The organism is Peribacillus sp. NPDC094092 (assembly GCF_050279365.1).
Lineage (GTDB): Bacteria > Bacillota > Bacilli > Bacillales > DSM-1321 > Peribacillus.
In genome coordinates this window covers 251,338-269,524 of sequence record NZ_JBNNUC010000004.1, presented here as the reverse complement: position 1 = coordinate 269,524, position 18,187 = coordinate 251,338, and the positions used below count along the sequence as shown (strand labels likewise).

At 32.7% G+C, this 18,187-nt stretch carries 14 protein-coding genes and 1 pseudogene; 13 read left to right on the top strand and 2 right to left on the bottom strand.

What is annotated here, in order from left to right:
- Nucleotides 1-3: 3 nt before the first annotated feature.
- From rfbD to ACQKNS_RS19630, 10 genes are all read left to right on the top strand, one after another.
- A complete protein-coding gene (gene rfbD, locus ACQKNS_RS19675) occupies nt 4-849 on the top strand; it encodes a dTDP-4-dehydrorhamnose reductase (protein ID WP_427644961.1) in 846 nt (281 codons plus the stop codon).
- Nucleotides 842-1,300, top strand: a complete 459-nt coding sequence (locus tag ACQKNS_RS19670) for a dTDP-4-dehydrorhamnose 3,5-epimerase family protein (RefSeq protein WP_427644960.1) — start codon at nt 842-844, stop codon at nt 1,298-1,300. The genes rfbD and ACQKNS_RS19670 overlap by 8 nt, the downstream gene beginning before the upstream one ends.
- Before the next feature lie 265 nt (nt 1,301-1,565).
- On the top strand, nt 1,566-2,585 hold the full coding sequence (locus ACQKNS_RS19665; protein WP_427644959.1) for a mannose-1-phosphate guanylyltransferase: 1,020 nt from the start codon (nt 1,566-1,568) through the stop codon (nt 2,583-2,585).
- Between the two features lie 1,191 nt (nt 2,586-3,776).
- Nucleotides 3,777-4,877 carry a glycosyltransferase gene (locus tag ACQKNS_RS19660; protein WP_427644958.1) on the top strand — a complete coding sequence of 367 codons (1,101 nt, stop codon included), beginning with the start codon at nt 3,777-3,779 and terminating at the stop codon, nt 4,875-4,877.
- Nucleotides 4,878-6,581: 1,704 nt separating this feature from the next.
- Nucleotides 6,582-7,547 (top strand): GDP-mannose 4,6-dehydratase, encoded by a 966-nt coding sequence (gene gmd / locus ACQKNS_RS19655; protein ID WP_427644957.1) that lies wholly within the window; start codon nt 6,582-6,584, stop codon nt 7,545-7,547.
- Nucleotides 7,544-8,473, top strand: coding sequence for a GDP-mannose 4,6-dehydratase (locus tag ACQKNS_RS19650; RefSeq protein ID WP_427644956.1), 930 nt, complete (start codon nt 7,544-7,546; stop codon nt 8,471-8,473). The genes gmd and ACQKNS_RS19650 overlap by 4 nt, the downstream gene beginning before the upstream one ends.
- 504 nt (nt 8,474-8,977) lie before the next feature.
- The gene (locus ACQKNS_RS19645; protein ID WP_427644955.1) at nt 8,978-10,030 is read left to right on the top strand and encodes a glycosyltransferase; all 1,053 of its coding nucleotides are present in this window, start codon (nt 8,978-8,980) and stop codon (nt 10,028-10,030) included.
- Nucleotides 10,031-10,094: 64 nt separating this feature from the next.
- The gene (locus ACQKNS_RS19640) at nt 10,095-11,222 is read left to right on the top strand and encodes a glycosyltransferase family 4 protein (protein WP_427644954.1); all 1,128 of its coding nucleotides are present in this window, start codon (nt 10,095-10,097) and stop codon (nt 11,220-11,222) included.
- Complete coding sequence (locus ACQKNS_RS19635) at nt 11,219-12,259, top strand: glycosyltransferase (protein ID WP_427644953.1); 1,041 nt, start codon at nt 11,219-11,221, stop codon at nt 12,257-12,259. The genes ACQKNS_RS19640 and ACQKNS_RS19635 overlap by 4 nt, the downstream gene beginning before the upstream one ends.
- A gap of 27 nt (nt 12,260-12,286) precedes the next feature.
- A complete protein-coding gene (locus ACQKNS_RS19630; protein ID WP_427644952.1) occupies nt 12,287-12,988 on the top strand; it encodes a glycosyltransferase family 2 protein in 702 nt (233 codons plus the stop codon).
- Between the two features lie 79 nt (nt 12,989-13,067).
- Here ACQKNS_RS19630 and ACQKNS_RS19625 read toward each other — a convergent pair whose 3' ends face one another.
- The gene (locus ACQKNS_RS19625) at nt 13,068-13,760 is read right to left on the bottom strand and encodes a glycosyltransferase family 2 protein (protein WP_427644951.1); all 693 of its coding nucleotides are present in this window, start codon (nt 13,758-13,760) and stop codon (nt 13,068-13,070) included.
- A 280-nt stretch (nt 13,761-14,040) separates the two neighbouring features.
- Between ACQKNS_RS19625 and ACQKNS_RS19620 the strand changes: the two are divergent.
- The 3 genes and pseudogenes from ACQKNS_RS19620 to ACQKNS_RS19610 all read left to right on the top strand — a co-directional run bounded on the left by ACQKNS_RS19620 (nt 14,041) and on the right by ACQKNS_RS19610 (nt 16,474).
- A pseudogene (locus ACQKNS_RS19620) lies at nt 14,041-15,026 on the top strand (polysaccharide biosynthesis protein).
- Entirely contained in the window at nt 15,023-15,889 is an 867-nt protein-coding gene (locus ACQKNS_RS19615; RefSeq protein ID WP_427644950.1) for a dTDP-4-dehydrorhamnose reductase family protein, read from the top strand. The pseudogene ACQKNS_RS19620 and the gene ACQKNS_RS19615 overlap by 4 nt, the downstream one beginning before the upstream one ends.
- A gap of 111 nt (nt 15,890-16,000) precedes the next feature.
- A complete protein-coding gene (locus ACQKNS_RS19610) occupies nt 16,001-16,474 on the top strand; it encodes a CmcI family methyltransferase (protein WP_427645144.1) in 474 nt (157 codons plus the stop codon).
- A gap of 225 nt (nt 16,475-16,699) precedes the next feature.
- Here the strand turns inward: ACQKNS_RS19610 and ACQKNS_RS19605 are convergent, their stop codons facing one another.
- The gene (locus ACQKNS_RS19605; protein WP_427644949.1) at nt 16,700-17,485 is read right to left on the bottom strand and encodes an FkbM family methyltransferase; all 786 of its coding nucleotides are present in this window, start codon (nt 17,483-17,485) and stop codon (nt 16,700-16,702) included.
- Between the last annotated feature and the right edge of the window lie 702 nt (nt 17,486-18,187).

Here is an 18,187-nt window from a genome sequence, read left to right as displayed (position 1 = left end):
AATTTGGATATTGTCATTACCGGTGCTAATGGCCAGTTAGGAAAAGAACTAGAAAGACAGTTAGGTAAATTTCATACTGTGGTAAGTTTAAGTAAAAGTGATATAGACATCTCAGAAAAAGAGGAAGTCTATAAAAAAATTACCGAACTTGAGCCGCAAATCATTATTCATGCTGCTGCATTTACTTCAGTGGATCAATGTGAAACGGACCGTAGTAAAGCTTTTAAAGTAAATAGTCTTGGTACGGGCTATGTTTCGAATGCTGCAAATATGGTTGGTGCGCGGGTGTTTTACATTAGTTCTGATTATGTGTTTGATGGAAATAAGCAATCTCCTTATTTGGAGGAAGATGTTCCAAACCCACAATCAATATATGGTTTAAGCAAATGGATTGGGGAACAATTAGTACTTTCAATAAATAATGGGACCGTGATCCGCACTTCCTGGTTATACGGTCATGACGGAAAGAATTTTGTGAAGACCATGTTAGAACTGGCGAAAAAAAATAAGGAAATAAGAGTTGTAAATGATCAGGTGGGCTCCCCTACTTATGTTAATGATCTTGCTGAAACGATTAGTCATTTATTCGATAAGAAAAACGGCATTTATCATGTAAGTAATACGGGTTCATGCTCTTGGTATATATTTGCAAAGGCTATTTTTGAGGAAGCTGGATTCGATCCATATATGGTGAAAACCATAACGACTGAGGAATTTGGTGCTTTAGCTCCAAGACCTCATTTTTCAGTTTTGGAAAATAAAGCATTGCTTCGGGAAAACGTTCAAATCCTCCGTCCATGGAATGAAGCATTAAAAGAATTTATTCGAAAAGAGGTCTGTCATGATTGAAGGTGTAAAGGTTAAGAAACTTGTAAAACATTGTGATGACCGTGGCTTTTTTGCAGAGCTTGTCCGTGATGATGAACCTGAATTGTTATCGAAATTTGGTCAGGCATCTTTATCGATGAGTTATCCAGGAGTCATTAAAGCTTTTCATTATCATGAGAAACAGGATGATCTATGGTTTTTTCCTTCAGGAAATGCCCAAGTCGTTCTTTTTGATTTGAGGGAAGGTTCTTCTACAAAGGGTGAAACTGATGTGTATTATATGGGTGAGGAAAATCCGATAATGCTACTTATTCCAAAAGGCATTGCGCATGGGTATCGTGTTCTTGGGCAAAAACCCGCTACGATTCTTTACTTTACAACAGAGTCATATAACCGGATAAATCCTGATGAGAAACGGATTATTTGGGATGATTCGGTAATAGGGTTTTCCTGGGAGACAGAAAACAAATAATGAGGTCTATTCAGGAAGAAATAAAATTGTATTTGGAGTAGGTTCTATTGTAGCTATTTAGTGGAATCTGGTCTTTTTCTTTGTCAGTGAAATAAAAATAAAGAGAAGTTATCTCTAAGATAGCTGTATCAAACTAATTCAAGTGTTTGTTTTACCAATGCCTTTGTAAATCATAAAATGATGAAGACAGAAAGCATAATAGCAGTAGAGTAGAGCGAATTCACTTTTAAAAATTGATACTAGAATAAAAAGGGTGTGTAAAAATATGAAAGCAATCATTTTGGCCGGGGGACAGGGAGGGCGTTTTTGGCCATTAAGTACAGAGGAAAAGCCTAAGCAATTTTTAAACTTATATTCTAAAGAAACGATGATTCAACAAACCTACCAACGTTTTAGAAACTGGCTGCCAGCTGACAAGGTTTTTGTTGTTACAACTGAAAAATATTTACCTTTGTTAATGGAACAATTGCCTGAAATTAAGAACCAACAGATCATTTTGGAACCTGACCAGAAGGATACAGCTCCGTGTATTGCAATTACAGCTCTACATTTTTTGAATAAAAAGGACGATGAGGTATTGGTTTTGGCACCTTCAGATCAGTATATCGATGACAGTAATTCTCTTAGGAATGCATTATCTTTAGCAGAGGATGTTGCAATCAGTGAAAAGTCCTTTGTTACACTGGGGGTCACCCCTAACAAACCCGAAACTGGATACGGTTATATACAAACAAAGAAAGATGCAAAGTATGATTCTTCAGTTTTTAAAGTAGAGACTTTTATTGAAAAACCTGATATAAAGACTGCTGAAAAATTAATAAAGGAAGAAAATGTATTTTGGAACAGTGGGATATTCATATGCAAGCCCTCTACAATTGCTGCCAATTTTAGAACGCTTCAAGCTGACTTGTGGAAGCTAATAAGTGAAAATCAAAACGAACTAAAAGCTGTTTATCCTTTACTGCCTAAAGTTTCAATCGATTATGCCATATTAGAAAAGACAGAAGCCGTTTATACTATTCCAGTCAATTTTAATTGGGATGATTTAGGGGTTTGGACGGGTTTAGAGCGTGTTCAATTAAGTGACAATAATAATAATTTAATGAGAGGAGAAGTAATTACCTCTTCAACTCAAAATTGTATTGTATATACCGATAGGAAAACAATTCTTATAGGTGTTGAGGACTTAATTATCGCAACTACAGAAAATGGACTTGTAGTTTGTCATAAATCCAAAGAACAGAAGATTAAAAAAATCATAAATCAGCAATTTCTAAAAGAGTGAATTATTTTTGTGAAGAAGATATAAGTATGAAAAAAGTCATAATTGCGGGTTTGCAGATCAAGACGATCAAATCTGCATGAACTATCTTTGAAAAAGTGAAATATAGTCTAGGGATTAAAAATAAGATCATCTTCGAAAAATTTAAAAATTTGAAAGCCTCCAAAATGAATTTGTATTTATTTCAAACATCTTCATAAAATTACTTTTTTTAAACAGTAAAGATGATATTTAGGAGTTTGTGATTCGGTGACTCATACATTTGTCGGTGAACACTAAGTAAGAGTATCCATTCCAGTTAAAGGGCCATTGTAACAACATGCTGGAGGACATCAGTTTAACCAAAGCCTTATGCACGTTTTATCTAGATATAGAATGAAAACGACGCCATTTTATCACGGTTCGTCGTTTTTTTTATAAGTGAATGTAAAAAGGAGTAATTAAAATCCATGTAGTTTAGCTAAGATAAAATAAAAGATACTTTAGGTTAATTATTTAAAAAGGAGATCTCTGAAACAAATTCTACGATATATTCTTCGTGAAAATCACCATTTTTTCGTGGAATTATTATAAGAGTCCAAGGAATGGATTAAACCTGGCTTCGTATAAAAAATGCATAAGTATTACTAATGTTACAGGCAAATGATATTCAGTCTGTTCAAAAACAGATATTTTAATTTTTTCTTATGGAAGCCAACACCAGAGAACGTGGGTATTCGACCATGTCCAGGACCAATTACTTAACGATGTCCGCTAATTCCAGAAACTCTAAAAGTAGACCCAAAAACTTTTTTATGTGTTTCGTTAGGTTTCACCCAACATACATATGTAAATGAATAAATGAATGTTTTCAAACATCTTCTTAATCTCCGTTAAATGCTCAAACAGAAAGGCTCATTTCCAGGTTGAATAAATTCTACTTGACACCTTAAAGGGTCCTTTTTTAATAAATAAATTAATGATTAAATGTAGAAATAACAATAGATGCTAAAGGTATCAATGTAGTTCCAAAAAAAATGGTTATACATATAGTATTAATATGTAAATCCAAATTATGTAAGACGAACTATTAAATGAATTATATCCTCTATGTTTTACAAATAAAAAAACTGATGGGAAACAAATAGATTGAAATGGTAAACGCATTCCTTTGAAAGGGAATGAACCTAGATAATGGAAAATGAGGTGTTGATGATGAAAAATGGAGTAAATCTAATCGGATATGCTAGAGCTGAATCAGGTTTGGGAGAAGCATGTCGCTCGGCTGCTAAAGCTCTGCAGTCTGTCGGTGTTCCTTTTGGTATCATTAATTTTCCTAGATGTCCTTCAAGACAAACTGATCTAAGTTGGAAACACAAAGAAGTTAAAAAACCTTTTTATAAAACTAATATTTTTTTTATAAATGCAGACCAACTTTATCACCACTATACATTAAACATCTTAAAAAGAGAATGGTTTATCAATCGATATAACATAGGCTATTGGCATTGGGAATTGCCTGAATTTCCTGATGCTTGGGTAAAGAGCTTTGAATTAATAAATGAAATTTGGGTTCCTTCACTGTTTACATTAAATTCAATTTCTTCGAAGACATCAAAACCTGTTCATTTTATTCCTCATGCAATTTCCGTTGAAGTACCTGAAATAAATCGGACTCACTTTAGTTTACCAAATAATCGTTTTCTATTTTTAACGATGTTCGATCTTCACAGCACAACAGCCAGAAAAAACCCTTTTGCGGTCATAGAGGCATTTAAGAAAGCTTTTCCGCAAAATGATCCAACCGCTGGTTTAGTTATTAAGATTAATAATGCTTCTCATTTTCTAAACGAAGTTAATCTATTAAAACAAAGCATTATAGGGTTTAATAATATATTTCTAATTGACAAAGTGTTAAGCCGCAAAGAAGTAAATGGGTTAATGTATGTCACAGACAGTTTAGTTTCCCTTCACCGCTCAGAGGGTTTTGGTTTACCTCTTGCTGAAGCGATGTATTTGGGGAAACCAGTGATTGCTACCAACTGGTCGGGAAACGTTGACTTTATGAATGAAAATAATTCATGTTTAGTTGATTTTACTTTAAAAAATATTGATGGAAATTACGGACCTTATACAACAGATCAAAAATGGGCAGAACCTCATATTGATCGAGCAGCATATTTTATGAAAAAAGTTGTTGACGACAAAAGCTTCACTAGCCGTATAGGTATGCTAGCTAAAAGAACAATTAAGTTAAAATATTCACCTCAATTTATTGGTGGAATTTATAAAACTCGTTTAAATCAAAATGAATAAAAATAGTAACTTTCATAAATTAATAATAATAATTTGATTCAATTTGGATTTGAGTCAATATTTTGGAAACTAAAAAGTTAAATCTAAGCTATTCCTAATTTGATCTTCAATGGCTTATGGGGTTCGATAGCCTAAGCTGCTGTGAATTCTTTTTCGGTTATACCACGTTCAATAAATTGGAACATAGCTAATTTAGCTGTTTGATAATCTGAATCTGGTTGACTTCTTCCTTTTTTAATAGGGCATGAAAGGATTCAATATAGGTATTATCGTACGGGCAAACTTTCTGACTAAAAGGATTGCTTATGAGGTTTTGGGTAAGTTGAGTAAGCTCACTGCTTGTATATTGTGAGCCAAGATCCGTATGAAGAACTAAAACCTCTGAGAGCTTTTGTGACAAGTGTGCTTTATTGAAAGCTTTTATTGTGAGGACTTAACTAAAAAATGTGTTCTTGAAACTATACTAACTCCAAGTTCAGATTTTTTAAGAAGTAAAGTTCAGAATATACATAATTGAAATTACTGGTAATAAACTCGGCTATGTAGATACTATCGAGTCAAAATCATTATCATACTGAAGTTACTCTCGATGGAGTAGCCTGATTTGTTAGGTACGGATACGGAAGACTTTACATATATCTAAGATATATGTGGGGAATTTAGGTCTTTCTAATAAGAAATCAAGGTAACGGAAAGTGAGAGATTATTTTAGCAAATGGTAAGAATACTCGGTTTAGGCGATGTAACGTAAAGAAAAGACAAAACAAATTTATTTTTCTTCAGTAGAAATTATCTCATTTTTTTACCCGCTTTAATTTCTTAAATTAATTATTAAAGTTTTTTTGTAGCTATGCCTGCTTACATAACATTTCTTATGATGAGTCCTTTCTTGTAATAATTAACCTTGTGTAAAAAATGACCAAAAGATGTAGCATTAATAATATTAGGAATTAAACCACCCAGGCTGGGAACGGGAATGGAAGCGGAAATAAGGTACATACAATATAGAATTGTTTGTTATAGAAAGACCTGGGCTTTAAAATGCAAAAGAACTTATAGAATCAAAATGTTTATCAGAAAACTGGCATATATATGGACTTTGAACTTTTGTTTATTAATTGGAAAAAATCGGAATAATTAATTAGCATATTTTAAGAAGTTAATGAATAATCTCTAAAGAGCTAATATTCACTTCTCAAAAAGTTAAGTGTAAATTATGCCATTTTATAAAATATCAATACTATTACTATTTTTACAATACCAGTTTATTTGCAATAGGAAACTGAAATCCTTTGAAATGGATTAATGAAGACGGAATTAACTCATTAATCATATACGTTCGATTCCTACCAACAATTATCTAAAAAAACTTGAAGTGATTATTGCAATAACTGAGAACGTGTTGCTAATTTGTCACAAATCACAAGAACATAAAATTAATGATACTCTGAATGATGAAAAAATAGAGGAGTAACAAAAATTGTTCATGAAGAAATAATTATATTTTTATTTTATCACTCTTGAATCAGTGGATAGATATAGTTTTAAACCCTAGAAGATCAGGAATCAAAATATCACTAATTAAATTTAACAATTTTGTGTGACTAAAATAACAATATAGTCAAAATTGGGGATTGGTCTAGTCATTTATTTTATGTGAGAATATCATATGCTATGTCTAAAGAAATAACTGGAGTTGGTAGTATGAAGAAAGCGTTGATTACTGGTATAACAGGGCAAGATGGATCTTATTTAGCAGAATTATTATTGAGCAAAGGTTATAAAGTATATGGAATTAAAAGAAGAACTGCTATTCCTAACTTTGAGAATATCAAACATATACTGGATGAAATTGAGTTAATCCCTGGTGATTTATTAGATTTGTCCTCATTGATTAACGCAGTAAAAATATCCAAACCAGATGAAATTTATAACTTAGCTGCACAATCGTTTGTTGGTGATTCGTGGGTACAATCCATTTATACAGGTCAGGCAACAGCATTAGGTGTAGTTAATATGTTGGAAGCCATTCGGTTAGTTAAACCTTTTGCTCGTTTTTACCAAGCTTCAAGCAGTGAAATGTTTGGAAAAGTTATGGAAACTCCTCAAATAGAAAATACACCGTTTTATCCGCGCAGTCCATATGGTGTTGCCAAAGTATATGGTCATTGGATTACTGTCAACTATCGCGAGAGTTACGGAATGTTTACGTGTTCAGGAATTTTATTTAACCATGAATCACCTAGAAGAGGTATAGAATTTGTAACACGCAAAATAACAGATGCTACAGCCAAAATAAAACTTGGATTACAAAAAGAATTACGTTTAGGTAATTTGGAAGCAAGACGTGATTGGGGATTTTCGGGTGATTATGTAAAAGCAATGTGGCTTATGTTACAACAGAAAAATCCAGAAGACTTTGTTATTTCTACAGGTGAAACACATACGGTAAAGGAATTTATTGAAATTGCATTTCAACATGTAGGACTTAATTGGCAAGACTATGTTATTCAAGATGAAAAATTTATGCGCCCTGCAGAAGTTGATTTATTGCTTGGAAATCCAGAAAAAGCGAAAGATAAATTAAATTGGGAACCGGAGGTTTCTTTTGAGCAATTAGTGAAAATGATGGTAGATCATGATTTAGAAAAAAATCGTGTGATTTTATGAGGGCATTAGTTACAGGGATAACAGGATTTGTGGGTCAATATTTAAAGAAAGAATTAAAAAATCAAGGTGTAGAGGTCTTTGGAACTTCAAGAAAAGCGAATCCACGTAAGACAACTTATCAACTTGACTTGTTAGACAAAGAAAAAATTATTAGGCTATTAAAAGAGATAAAACCCACCCATATATTTCACCTTGCGGGTATGAGTAATGTAAGAGAATCATGGTCGTATGTTTCTAAAACTATTGAGATAAATACAATAGGAACCGCTAAGTTGCTGGAGGCCATTAAGGAAGTTGATCAGTGCATAAGATTGATAACCATTGGATCCTCAGAAGAGTATGGAAAGGTCTATGATATTAAAAAAAAAATTTCTGAAGAAACACACTTAAATCCAGCTAATCCTTATGGTTTAAGTAAGGCGGCTATAGGTATGATGATAAAGCAACATCACAATGTGTATGGATTAGATGTTATTCATATACGGCCCTTTAATCATATTGGTCCGGGTCAAAGACTGGGTTTTGTTACATCTGATTTTGCTTATCAAATAGCCTTAATGAATAAAGGGAAAATCCACAGAAATGAAATAAAAGTTGGGAATTTGGAAGCAATTAGGGACTTTACTGACGTCCGAGATATTGTTAAAGCGTATTACATGGTTGCTTTAAACGGTATGGCGGGAGAAGTTTACAATGTTTGTTCGGGGGAAGGTACAAAGATTCAAGAAGTACTCAAAATGCTGCTCTCTTTTTCAGATAAAGAAATAATTGTTAAAATAGATAAGGAAAAAATGAGACCTTCAGAAGTTCCGTACTTTGTAGGGGATTATTCAAAATTGAAACAACTAACCAATTGGGAACCTACTTTACCCATTCAGCAATCTTTACAATGTATATATAATAATTGGCTGAATCGCTTAGCATAAGAAACAGAAACAGATCATATTAGTGGATTTAAATTAGTTGTTGAATAAATAATTGAAACTAAGTAAAAAACGAATGGTACTAAAATTGATTTAATAAAAGTAAATAAGAATGATAATTTGTTCAAAATATAAAATACTTTGTTGTTATGTAAAACTGCGAAAAACAACATATAAAACATTTCATCATCTATTTGGCGTGATTGCAAAAACTAATGTTAACAAAATCCCTGTGAATGCATTCGAGTTGAGATGTATGGCAATATTTTATAAAAAAAGAATTTTTAGTTTTCCCGTGTCTGATTTAATAGTAAAAAAAAGTGTTTTTCATCACACACCACTGGCATAAGGTATTGAACATCTAGGCGTAATAGACCTATTTCCTAATAAATTATTAATATATCACAACAATTAGCAAGACGATTTTTAAATAAAGAAATCGTGGTTACATTAATGGACTGAAGCAGTTTTCATTAAGAATTAGTTCTTTTCCTTGGAGGTAAAAGAATGATCAAAGTTGCAATGGTAATCCCAAATTGGGGAAAAGAATGTGGTGTGGCTGAATACACTAAACAGTTAGTTAATGGGATTAATGATCAAATCATAAATGTTAAAATAATTACAAATCTGAGTAGGCTGCAACCAATCAACTTAAAATATGCGGGAATCGATATGGTTCATTTTCAGTATGAGTATTCCATGTATAATATCCATGAATTAAAAAATGCTATGAAAATCCTTATGAGTTTAAAAATCCCAATTATAACCACAGTTCACTCTTGGTCTCACGAAATGAAACATCATAATAATTTAATTTCTTTTTTTAGTACCTGTATTATAGTCCATTCAAATCAATTTAAGAAAATATGTATCAAAGATGGTGTTTCAAAAAATAAGTTAGTTGTAATTCCGATGGGCTGTCCTGATATTTCTATTAACAAACCACTGAATTTTTCCCCTAAAAACCCACCTGGATATCCTCGTATAGGTTTCTTTGGATTTCCATTTCCGAATAAAGGAATTTCTCAACTTATCGAAGCAATAAAAGAACTAAATGAGGTTTTTTTTCCGGAAATAGAAGGTCATTTTTTTTCTCACTTACCAAATTCAATTGAAAAAACACATTCTGCCATTCCATATCAAAATGAGCTTGAAAATAAATTCAAACAGTTTAATTACCTATACTGGCACAAAGAGTATTTACCTCAGCAGTCGCTAGTTGAATCTTTTCAGGGTATGGATGTTTTTGTTCTTCCATATATACAATACGGAAGTGTAGGTATTTCATCGGCAGTCAAATTTTTATTCAATGCTGAAAAGCCGATTATAACAACAGAGTCTCTTCAATTTTCAGACTTAACAAATGAGGTATATAAAATTTCTAATTCTGAACCCTCATTTATAGCAAATGCAATTTATGACGTACTAACTAATGAAAACTTAAGAAACCAATTAGTGATGAATGCAAGTTCATTCAAGAGAATTAACAGCTGGAAAAGTATTTCTAATCATTATTGTGTTTTGTATTTGCAATTAAAGTCAATTTCAAAAAAAATTTAAGGCAGATAAATTTGGAGTGGCTAGATAGACCACATATTATATATGGGTGATAGGGGGATAAATATTGGAAATTTCTATTATTGGACCAACTTTTGACGCTTCAGGATACGCTCAGGCATTGCGAACAATTGTATTCGGCCTAAAGGATTTAGGTTTCATGATCCGAATAATTCCTAAGGATTGGAGTCAACTTAATGCTGGGCTGTCTCCCTCTCAAATAAAACAACTTCAAGAAATGAGCGGATCTCAGGTCCTTCCGGAAGGACCTATCCTTCATATTACTATCGCACAAGACTTTCATCCTATTCCTGGGAGAATAAATATTGGAATGACTATGCTTGAATGTGATAGTATTCCCAAGCACTGGGTTGAAAAATGTAATCAAATGCAGAAAATTTGGGTTCCCTCAACATTTAATAAAGGAACTTTTATACAAAGTGGAGTTCAAAAAGAAAAAATCTCAGTTATTCCTATTGGTGTAGATACCAATCATTTCAATCTCAATGCTAAACCTTTAAATTTATTTAATACCGAAGGCCGTTTTGTTTTCGTTTCCAACTTTGAGTGGGTTTACCGCAAAGGGTACGATCTATTACTTAAGGCTTTCTTGGAAGAGTTTACATTTAATGATCCAGTCGCATTAGTGATTAAAACATATGATGGGAGTAATTTTGATCCAAATGGTGACAAATTTATTAAGGAAATAAAAGAAATGATAAACCAAATGAAAATTGTAAATCCTCCAATGATTAATCTTATTACCGAAGGATTAGATACTGAAAGTATACCATCGTATTATGGCATTGGAAACTGCTATATTATACCAACACGAGGAGAAGGTTGGAATCTTCCCGCACTAGAAGCAATGGCTTGTGGTTTGCCGGTTATTACAACAAATTGGTCGGCTCATCTCGATTTTATCAACCAACAGAATGGCTATCTAATTCCTTCCTTGGGACTTGAGTTAATACCTAGATTTGGTATTCCTAATGATGATATTTATAATGGCTCCCGTTGGGCTGTACCGTCCCTTACAGATACTCGTAAATTGATGCGTTACGCTGTTGAAAATCCTAAAGAAGTTCAACAAAAAGGGTTACTCGCTAGAAAGGAAGTTGAGCACCAATGGAGTAATAGTAATATGATAGGAAAAGTATTTTCTGAATTAAGCAATTTGGGGGCATCAAAATGAAAAGAAAAATTGGAATGGTCTTACCCACTTGGGGGCAAGAATGCGGAATAGCTGAATATACAAAGCATTTAATAAACAATACGACAAGTAACATTATTGAATTTGTCATTATACCTTCTATACATCAAAATTTTATATCTGTAATCAAACAAAATAATATTAGCCTTGTTCACTTTCAATATGAATATTCTCTATATCCTATTGAGTTATTAAAGACAGTCATGAAAGAATTAATGGATTTGGATATTCCTATTGTTACCACTCTGCATACATGGAGTGATGATTCAGAATTCAACAAGTATAATCAAGTGGTAGCTGAAAATAGTTCAAGGGTTATTGTCCATTCTGATGAAATGAAAAGACAGTGTATTATTTGGGGATTCCCTTCAGATAACCTTGTTGTTATTCCAATGGGCACACGTTCATTTCTTCTAAAGACAGCAAAGCAGGTGAGAAGGGTCAACCGTATTGACGGAGAACCGGCTATAGGATTTTTTGGCTTTCCTTTCCCTCATAAAGGCATTGATAACTTAATTGAAGCACTCAATCAGTTAAGGAAAACATACCCAAATATTAAAGGCTACTTTCTTTCTCATTATCCCAATTATCTAAATAATAACGGGACATATTCTTCGTTTCTCCAACATCTTCAATTTGAATTTTCAAGGAATAAACACCTTATATGGATTAAAGACTACCTAGATGAGAAGCAAATTGTGCAATTTATGCACGCTATGGATATAAATATATTACCTTATAAAGATCACAACCAAAAAGGAACGTCTGCTGCTGTAAAAATGTTATTAGCTGCAAAGAAGCCAATAATTACAACGGATTTATTATATTTTGCTGACCTGGAAAATGAAGTTTACAAAATGAACGGTGAAGATGCTAATACAATAAAGCGCGCGTTGAACCATTTAATTAACAATCCATGGCTTCAACAGAAGTTAGTAGAAAGTGGGAATGATTATTTAAGAGAGAAAAATTGGAATAATATTGGAAAAAAATACTTTGAATTCTACAATACTTTATAATATTGCAAAAGTAGGAGGTTTTTAAGCATGGCTATAAATGTATCGGCTATGTATGTTGTTAGAAATGAAGAGGAATTTCTTCCATTTTCTATTCAATCAATTTATGATGCTGTTGATGAAATAATTGTAGTAGATAATGGATCCACAGATAGAACAGTTGAAATTGCCAAGTCTTTTAATAAAGTTAGGTTGATTAATTGTAATGAAAGAGGTGATTTTGCTAAATTACGAAACTTGGCCTTAGAAGCAGCGACAGGAAAATGGCTGTTAAAAGTTGATGCTGACGAAATTTTTTATCCGGATCTGGCTGCAAATATAAAAAAACTCATATCAGATGAAACAGTAGATGCATATACATGTTGGTTTTACCATTTGATGGGTGATGTATGGCATATGCAAAATGAGAGTGATTTTGATATGAGATATTACCGGCAGTTTTTAATTCGAAATCACGAAAACCTACGTTGGGTTCAACCAGTTCATGAGTATCTACAAGGTGTAGGAAGTAAAATTATCGATTCACGTTTGCAATATGTACACTATGGTTATACAAAACACCTAACATATATTAAAGAAAAGTTTAAATATTACGAAGAAATTGAGGGGCTTGTCGATACAGTCTCCCACATTCCTGCAGAACAAATCCTTGCTGGCCGGGAAATCAAGCCGTTTAATCGAAATCATCCGCCAGTCATAGAGCAGTACGTTCAAAAAAGGATAGATAATTAACATTCCTGTTTCTCAGAACAATGTTTGATTTAAAAAAACGGTGAAATCATTATATGAAACGATTTCACCGTCATCTACTTTAAATTTGTTCGTTAAACGTATTCCATTTCTTGTGATATACCAGTGCGTTGCTTTGGGCTTCCATAATTGTGTTTAAATTTTTCCTTGTTCCCATCCCTAAATGCAAAACCACGCTTCCTTTGGTAATCATTACTAGATAACCCAACTGTTTAACTCGGTTGTTATAGTCCCAATCCTCATAACCTCCACATCCAATATATTGTTCATCAAATAAACCCACTTTTTCTATTACTCTTCTGCTCATAATCCAAGGGCCTCCATTGCCATCCCGATATTGATATCGGTGTAATTGCATAAAATTGGCTGCTTCAACTGGATCATTTTTCCCGTATTGGTGATAACTGTCGGCCGATAATTTACCTATATTACTATCAAAATTATAATGATCAACCAATCGGTCTAACCAATTAGGATAGAAGGTCATATCATTATGAATGGCAACAATGTACTCAAGGTCAGGATCGTTTAAAAAATATTTTAATCCCTGGTTATTTCTATAGGATTGGCTGGTTCTTTGTTTATTCTCGATTACTTGGTAACCTTGGCTTTTGAGAAAAGATGCTGTTCCGTCTGTAGAGGCATCATCAATCACTACAAGTTTATAAGAAGAGCCTGTATTTGCCTTGAGGCTGGCCAAACATTTTTTAGTATCTTCTAGTTGGTTAAAAACCACTAAATAAATGCCTATCATTTATCGACACACTTCCTTATTTTTATTAATAGTCATTTTATGTAAAATTATAATTTAATGAAACGGCTAAATCCTACCATTTTACATGGGTGACCCTTGGCAAGTATTAAAATTTTAATAATTTTTTAATAATTTTTTGATTAGACAACTATTACCCATACATTAGTATGAAAAAATCATAATATAACATTATAAATCATCTCATTCGTGATAATTTAACTAGAGAAAGTTGACCCTTTCATTTGACAAGGGACAAGTATTCTACCGGGGGGGAAAGGTAATGTTCAAAAATAAAACCATTTTAATAACTGGGGGTACAGGATCATGGGGATACGAACTTACAAGAAAACTTTTACAATATTGCCCCAAGGAAATTCGTATTTACTCGCGTAATGAATTTGCCCAGATAACTATGTTAGAGGCATTTAATTATCACCCATCATTAAAATTTATTATTGGAGATGTTAGAGATTATGAGGCCATAAAAATAGCATGTAAGAATGTTGATTTTATTTTTCACCTGGCTGCACTTAAGCACGTCCCTGTTTGTGAATCTCAACCAGAGGAAGCACTAAAAACAAATGTAAATGGAACCCTAAATGTCATTAATGCCAGTATTATGGCGGGTGTTAAGAAAGTAATAGATGTTTCAACAGATAAGGCTGTGGATCCAATCAATTTTTATGGGTTAACAAAAGCACTTGGCGAAAAACTTATGATACAAGCCAATTGTCTTAGTGAAACAAACTTCGTTTGTATTAGGGGGGCAATGTGTTAGGAACAAATGGTAGTGTTGTGCCATTATTTAAAAGGCAGATTCAAGAGGGGCGAAATGTATCCTTAACTTCTAATGATATGACTCGATTCTTTTTATCAGTCTCTGATGCTGTTAATCTCCTTTTAGAAGCAGCCCTAGAGGCACAAGGAGGTGAAACGTTTGTAATGAAAATGAATTCTTGTCGAATTATCGATCTTGCCGAAGTGTTAATAAAGAACTATCCCGAAAAATCGATAGTATTAGAGGAGATTGGCATAAGGCCTGGCGAAAAATTACATGAAGTATTGGTATCGAACCATGAAGCGCCTCATACCTACGAATTTAATGACAAGTATTTTGTTATTCTTCCTTCGCATCCATCTCTGTCCCTCCATCAGTATTATGCTAATTTTCCAAAAGCAAACTTTGAAAAATATGATTCTAATAGGGATTTAATGTCACCAGATGAGATTAGGCTGATGTTAGAAAAAGGAGGTTTTTTGGATTGAAAATCCTTATATTTGGCGGTCAAGGTATGGCTGGTCATATGATAAAAGATTATTTGTCAGGCGAAGCTAATCATGAAGTTTGGTATACCGTTAGGTATAAGATGGATAGTGATATGAGAGAGATTCAATTAAATGTCGAGGATGAATCAGGTGTAGAGACTTTAATAAAAAGAATCAGGCCTGATATTGTAATTAATGCTGTCGGAATCCTTAATGATCAAGCAAGAATAAGGAATACTGAAGCAATTTATGTAAATAGTCTGTTTCCACATAAGTTAGAAAATTACAGTTATCAGTATTGCTTTCGTTTAATTCATATAAGCACTGACTGTGTTTTTTCTGGGGAAAAGGGAAATTATACTGAAAATGACCCACAAGATGGTCTATCCATTTATGCTAAAACCAAAAGTTTGGGGGAAGTATCTGGTGGTAAAAACTTAACAATCAGAACATCGATTATAGGACCAGAATTAAAACAAGAAGGGATTGGGCTATTTCATTGGTTTATGAATCAGAAGGGAACTGTAAAAGGTTATGAAAAAGTATTTTGGAACGGAATAACAACACTTGAATTAGCTAGAATGATTGAGTGGAGCATACGACAGGATATATATGGTCTTGTACACTTAGGCGCAAAAAATAAAATATCGAAATATGAAATGTTGATTCTTTTTAAAAAGTTTTTTAATAAAAAGGATGTTGAGATTGAAAGATGTAATATTTTTAATTATGACATGAGCCTTCTTAATACTCGAGTAGACTTTAATTACTCAGTCCCTAATCATAGTAAAATGCTTCAAGAATTAAAAGACTGGATTGATTTGAAACGGGATAGATATCACTTATACTCATACTTCAATTAAGAAAATTAAAGAATGTTCTCAAACAAACAGGGAGTTATATATTTATAATCTTACAAAATATGTAACGGAAGAATAAAATTGAAACAAATAGAGAGTGAGATATAGGATTTACTGAAAATCTTAAGAGAGCGTAAACCTAAATATATACTTGAAATAGGAAACTGGGAAGGATTCACATTAAAAAGATTTGGTGAAGTTGCTTCAGAGGACGCGGTAATAATAGGAGTCGATATTCTTAAAGTTGATCGATTTAAAACGTCTGAAAATCAGGAGTTACATCTAATACAGGGGGATTCACAACTCCATGAAACGTTAAACACAGTACAGCATATACTGAAAGGTAACATGTTAGATTTTCTATTTATTGATGGTGATCACATGGAGGTGGAAAAAGATTACAATCTATATGCTCCCTTAGTAAAGCCTGGAGGTTTAATCGGGTTGCATGACATAGTCCCTGGCCTGCCAGAAGGAGTTGGGGTAGTACCTGAATATTGGCGAAAAATTAAAGGTGATAATAAATATCTGGAGCTTGTTAATGATTGGAATCAAGGTGGATATGGGATTGGTGTAATATATAAATAATTATATTTTATATAATATGCTTTGAAAATGTTTCTTAGTAAATGTTGAATAATAACAAAGACATAAATTCAAATGTTATAATGGCAAGCATCTCATTTTTTGTTACCATCTTTTAAATCTTGTAATGGTATTAGCTTGGAGTCTTAAATATTGAAGTCTCCAAGCTAATACCAAGTATGTTCACCTCATGTAGGATAGAATAATCTATCTATTAAAAAATTTATATTACCAAGGTTCATCTGTAAAAATAAACATGCCATTATCCTTCAGATTTAAGATTTCATCTTTATTGGTTAAGTTTCCTTGTGGGTCATAAATATATTTATAGAATTCAAGGCTTTCCAGTATTCTTTTGGTTAATGCTTCTATTTGGTAAGATGAGCCAGAATGAATATCCCTGGTCAATTTCAATTTTTCCGCTTCGAAAAGAAATGGTGGATGTATAGATAAATTCAACGTTGGTCTATTGTTTTTTAAGTATTCTGAAATTGAAGGAATCAAGAAATATTCCCCGGCTTCAATATCCATTTTAATAAAATTTATTTCAGATAAGTCATAGTGGCGAATGAGCTCATTTATTGAAATAGCTCTTACTTCACATGAATCTTTTTCTGAACGTGTTGGTAGAATACTTGACATAGAATCACCTAACTCGTTCCTTTTAAATAAGGTAATATTTCCTTCCTTTTCTGACATCGCTGAATTAATGCATGTTACCTTTGAAAAAATAGTATCATTTAATTTCAAATTTTTAGTTAATTCTTGATATGCGATTGGATCTGGTTCTATTGCATAAACATGCTTTGCCTTTTGGGCCCCATAAAGCACAGTAGGGCCTATCCAAGCTCCAATATCAAGGTACGTTGAACCGGCATTCAAATATCTGTCGAAAATTTGAAAGGTTTCAATTTCCCAATAACTAAAGCTATTCCAGAACCCTTGATAAGAGGGGGAGTCATTTACTATATATTCCACACCATTTCTTTGAATTTTACGGGTATTAAACCCCATATGAATAACCCCTTTTTTGTTTGTTTAGAAACTTATTTCATTTCCATTATCATCAGTTCTATAACTTATGTATTAAGCAAGGAAATGTGCAGTATCATTTAAAAACATTATATTTCCTTGTTTTATTGTAGAATTCTTATGAATTAATTAAGTAGGATTCCTTATAAAAGGAACAATGTTTTAAATTAATGAATAATATAAAGTGAGAACTTTTTTAAAATTTTTCGTAAATTGCTTATTTGATGGAAATTCATTTTTTTCGGTTCGGATGTGAAGGAATTAATAGCTTTTTCGCGAAAATTTCATCCACAATACAGTAATTAAAATAGTTATTTAACGAGGATTTACTGCTAAATGTATTCTTGATAACAGTCCATGGTTTTTATAAAAATATAGGTATAGACGTAAATCTGGATATAATTCTGTTGTCTCCCATTAGCGGATTTAATATTTATTGATGGTGTGCATTATAGTGTTTGTTAGATACTCAGTTAGCTCGACAAGTAAACGGAAAGGGGGGATAATTTGTTGCTACACAGTTATTCCCTTGTAAACGGAGTTTCAGCACCAATTGATAGCTTAAATGAAAAAGAAAATAATCATATGTGTTTAATAATAAATGGATTTTTATGTTTTCAATTTATTAGGAAAGGAAGGTGATTTCTCTTTGAAAAGGATTACAAAAGCTAGACTAATCAATTA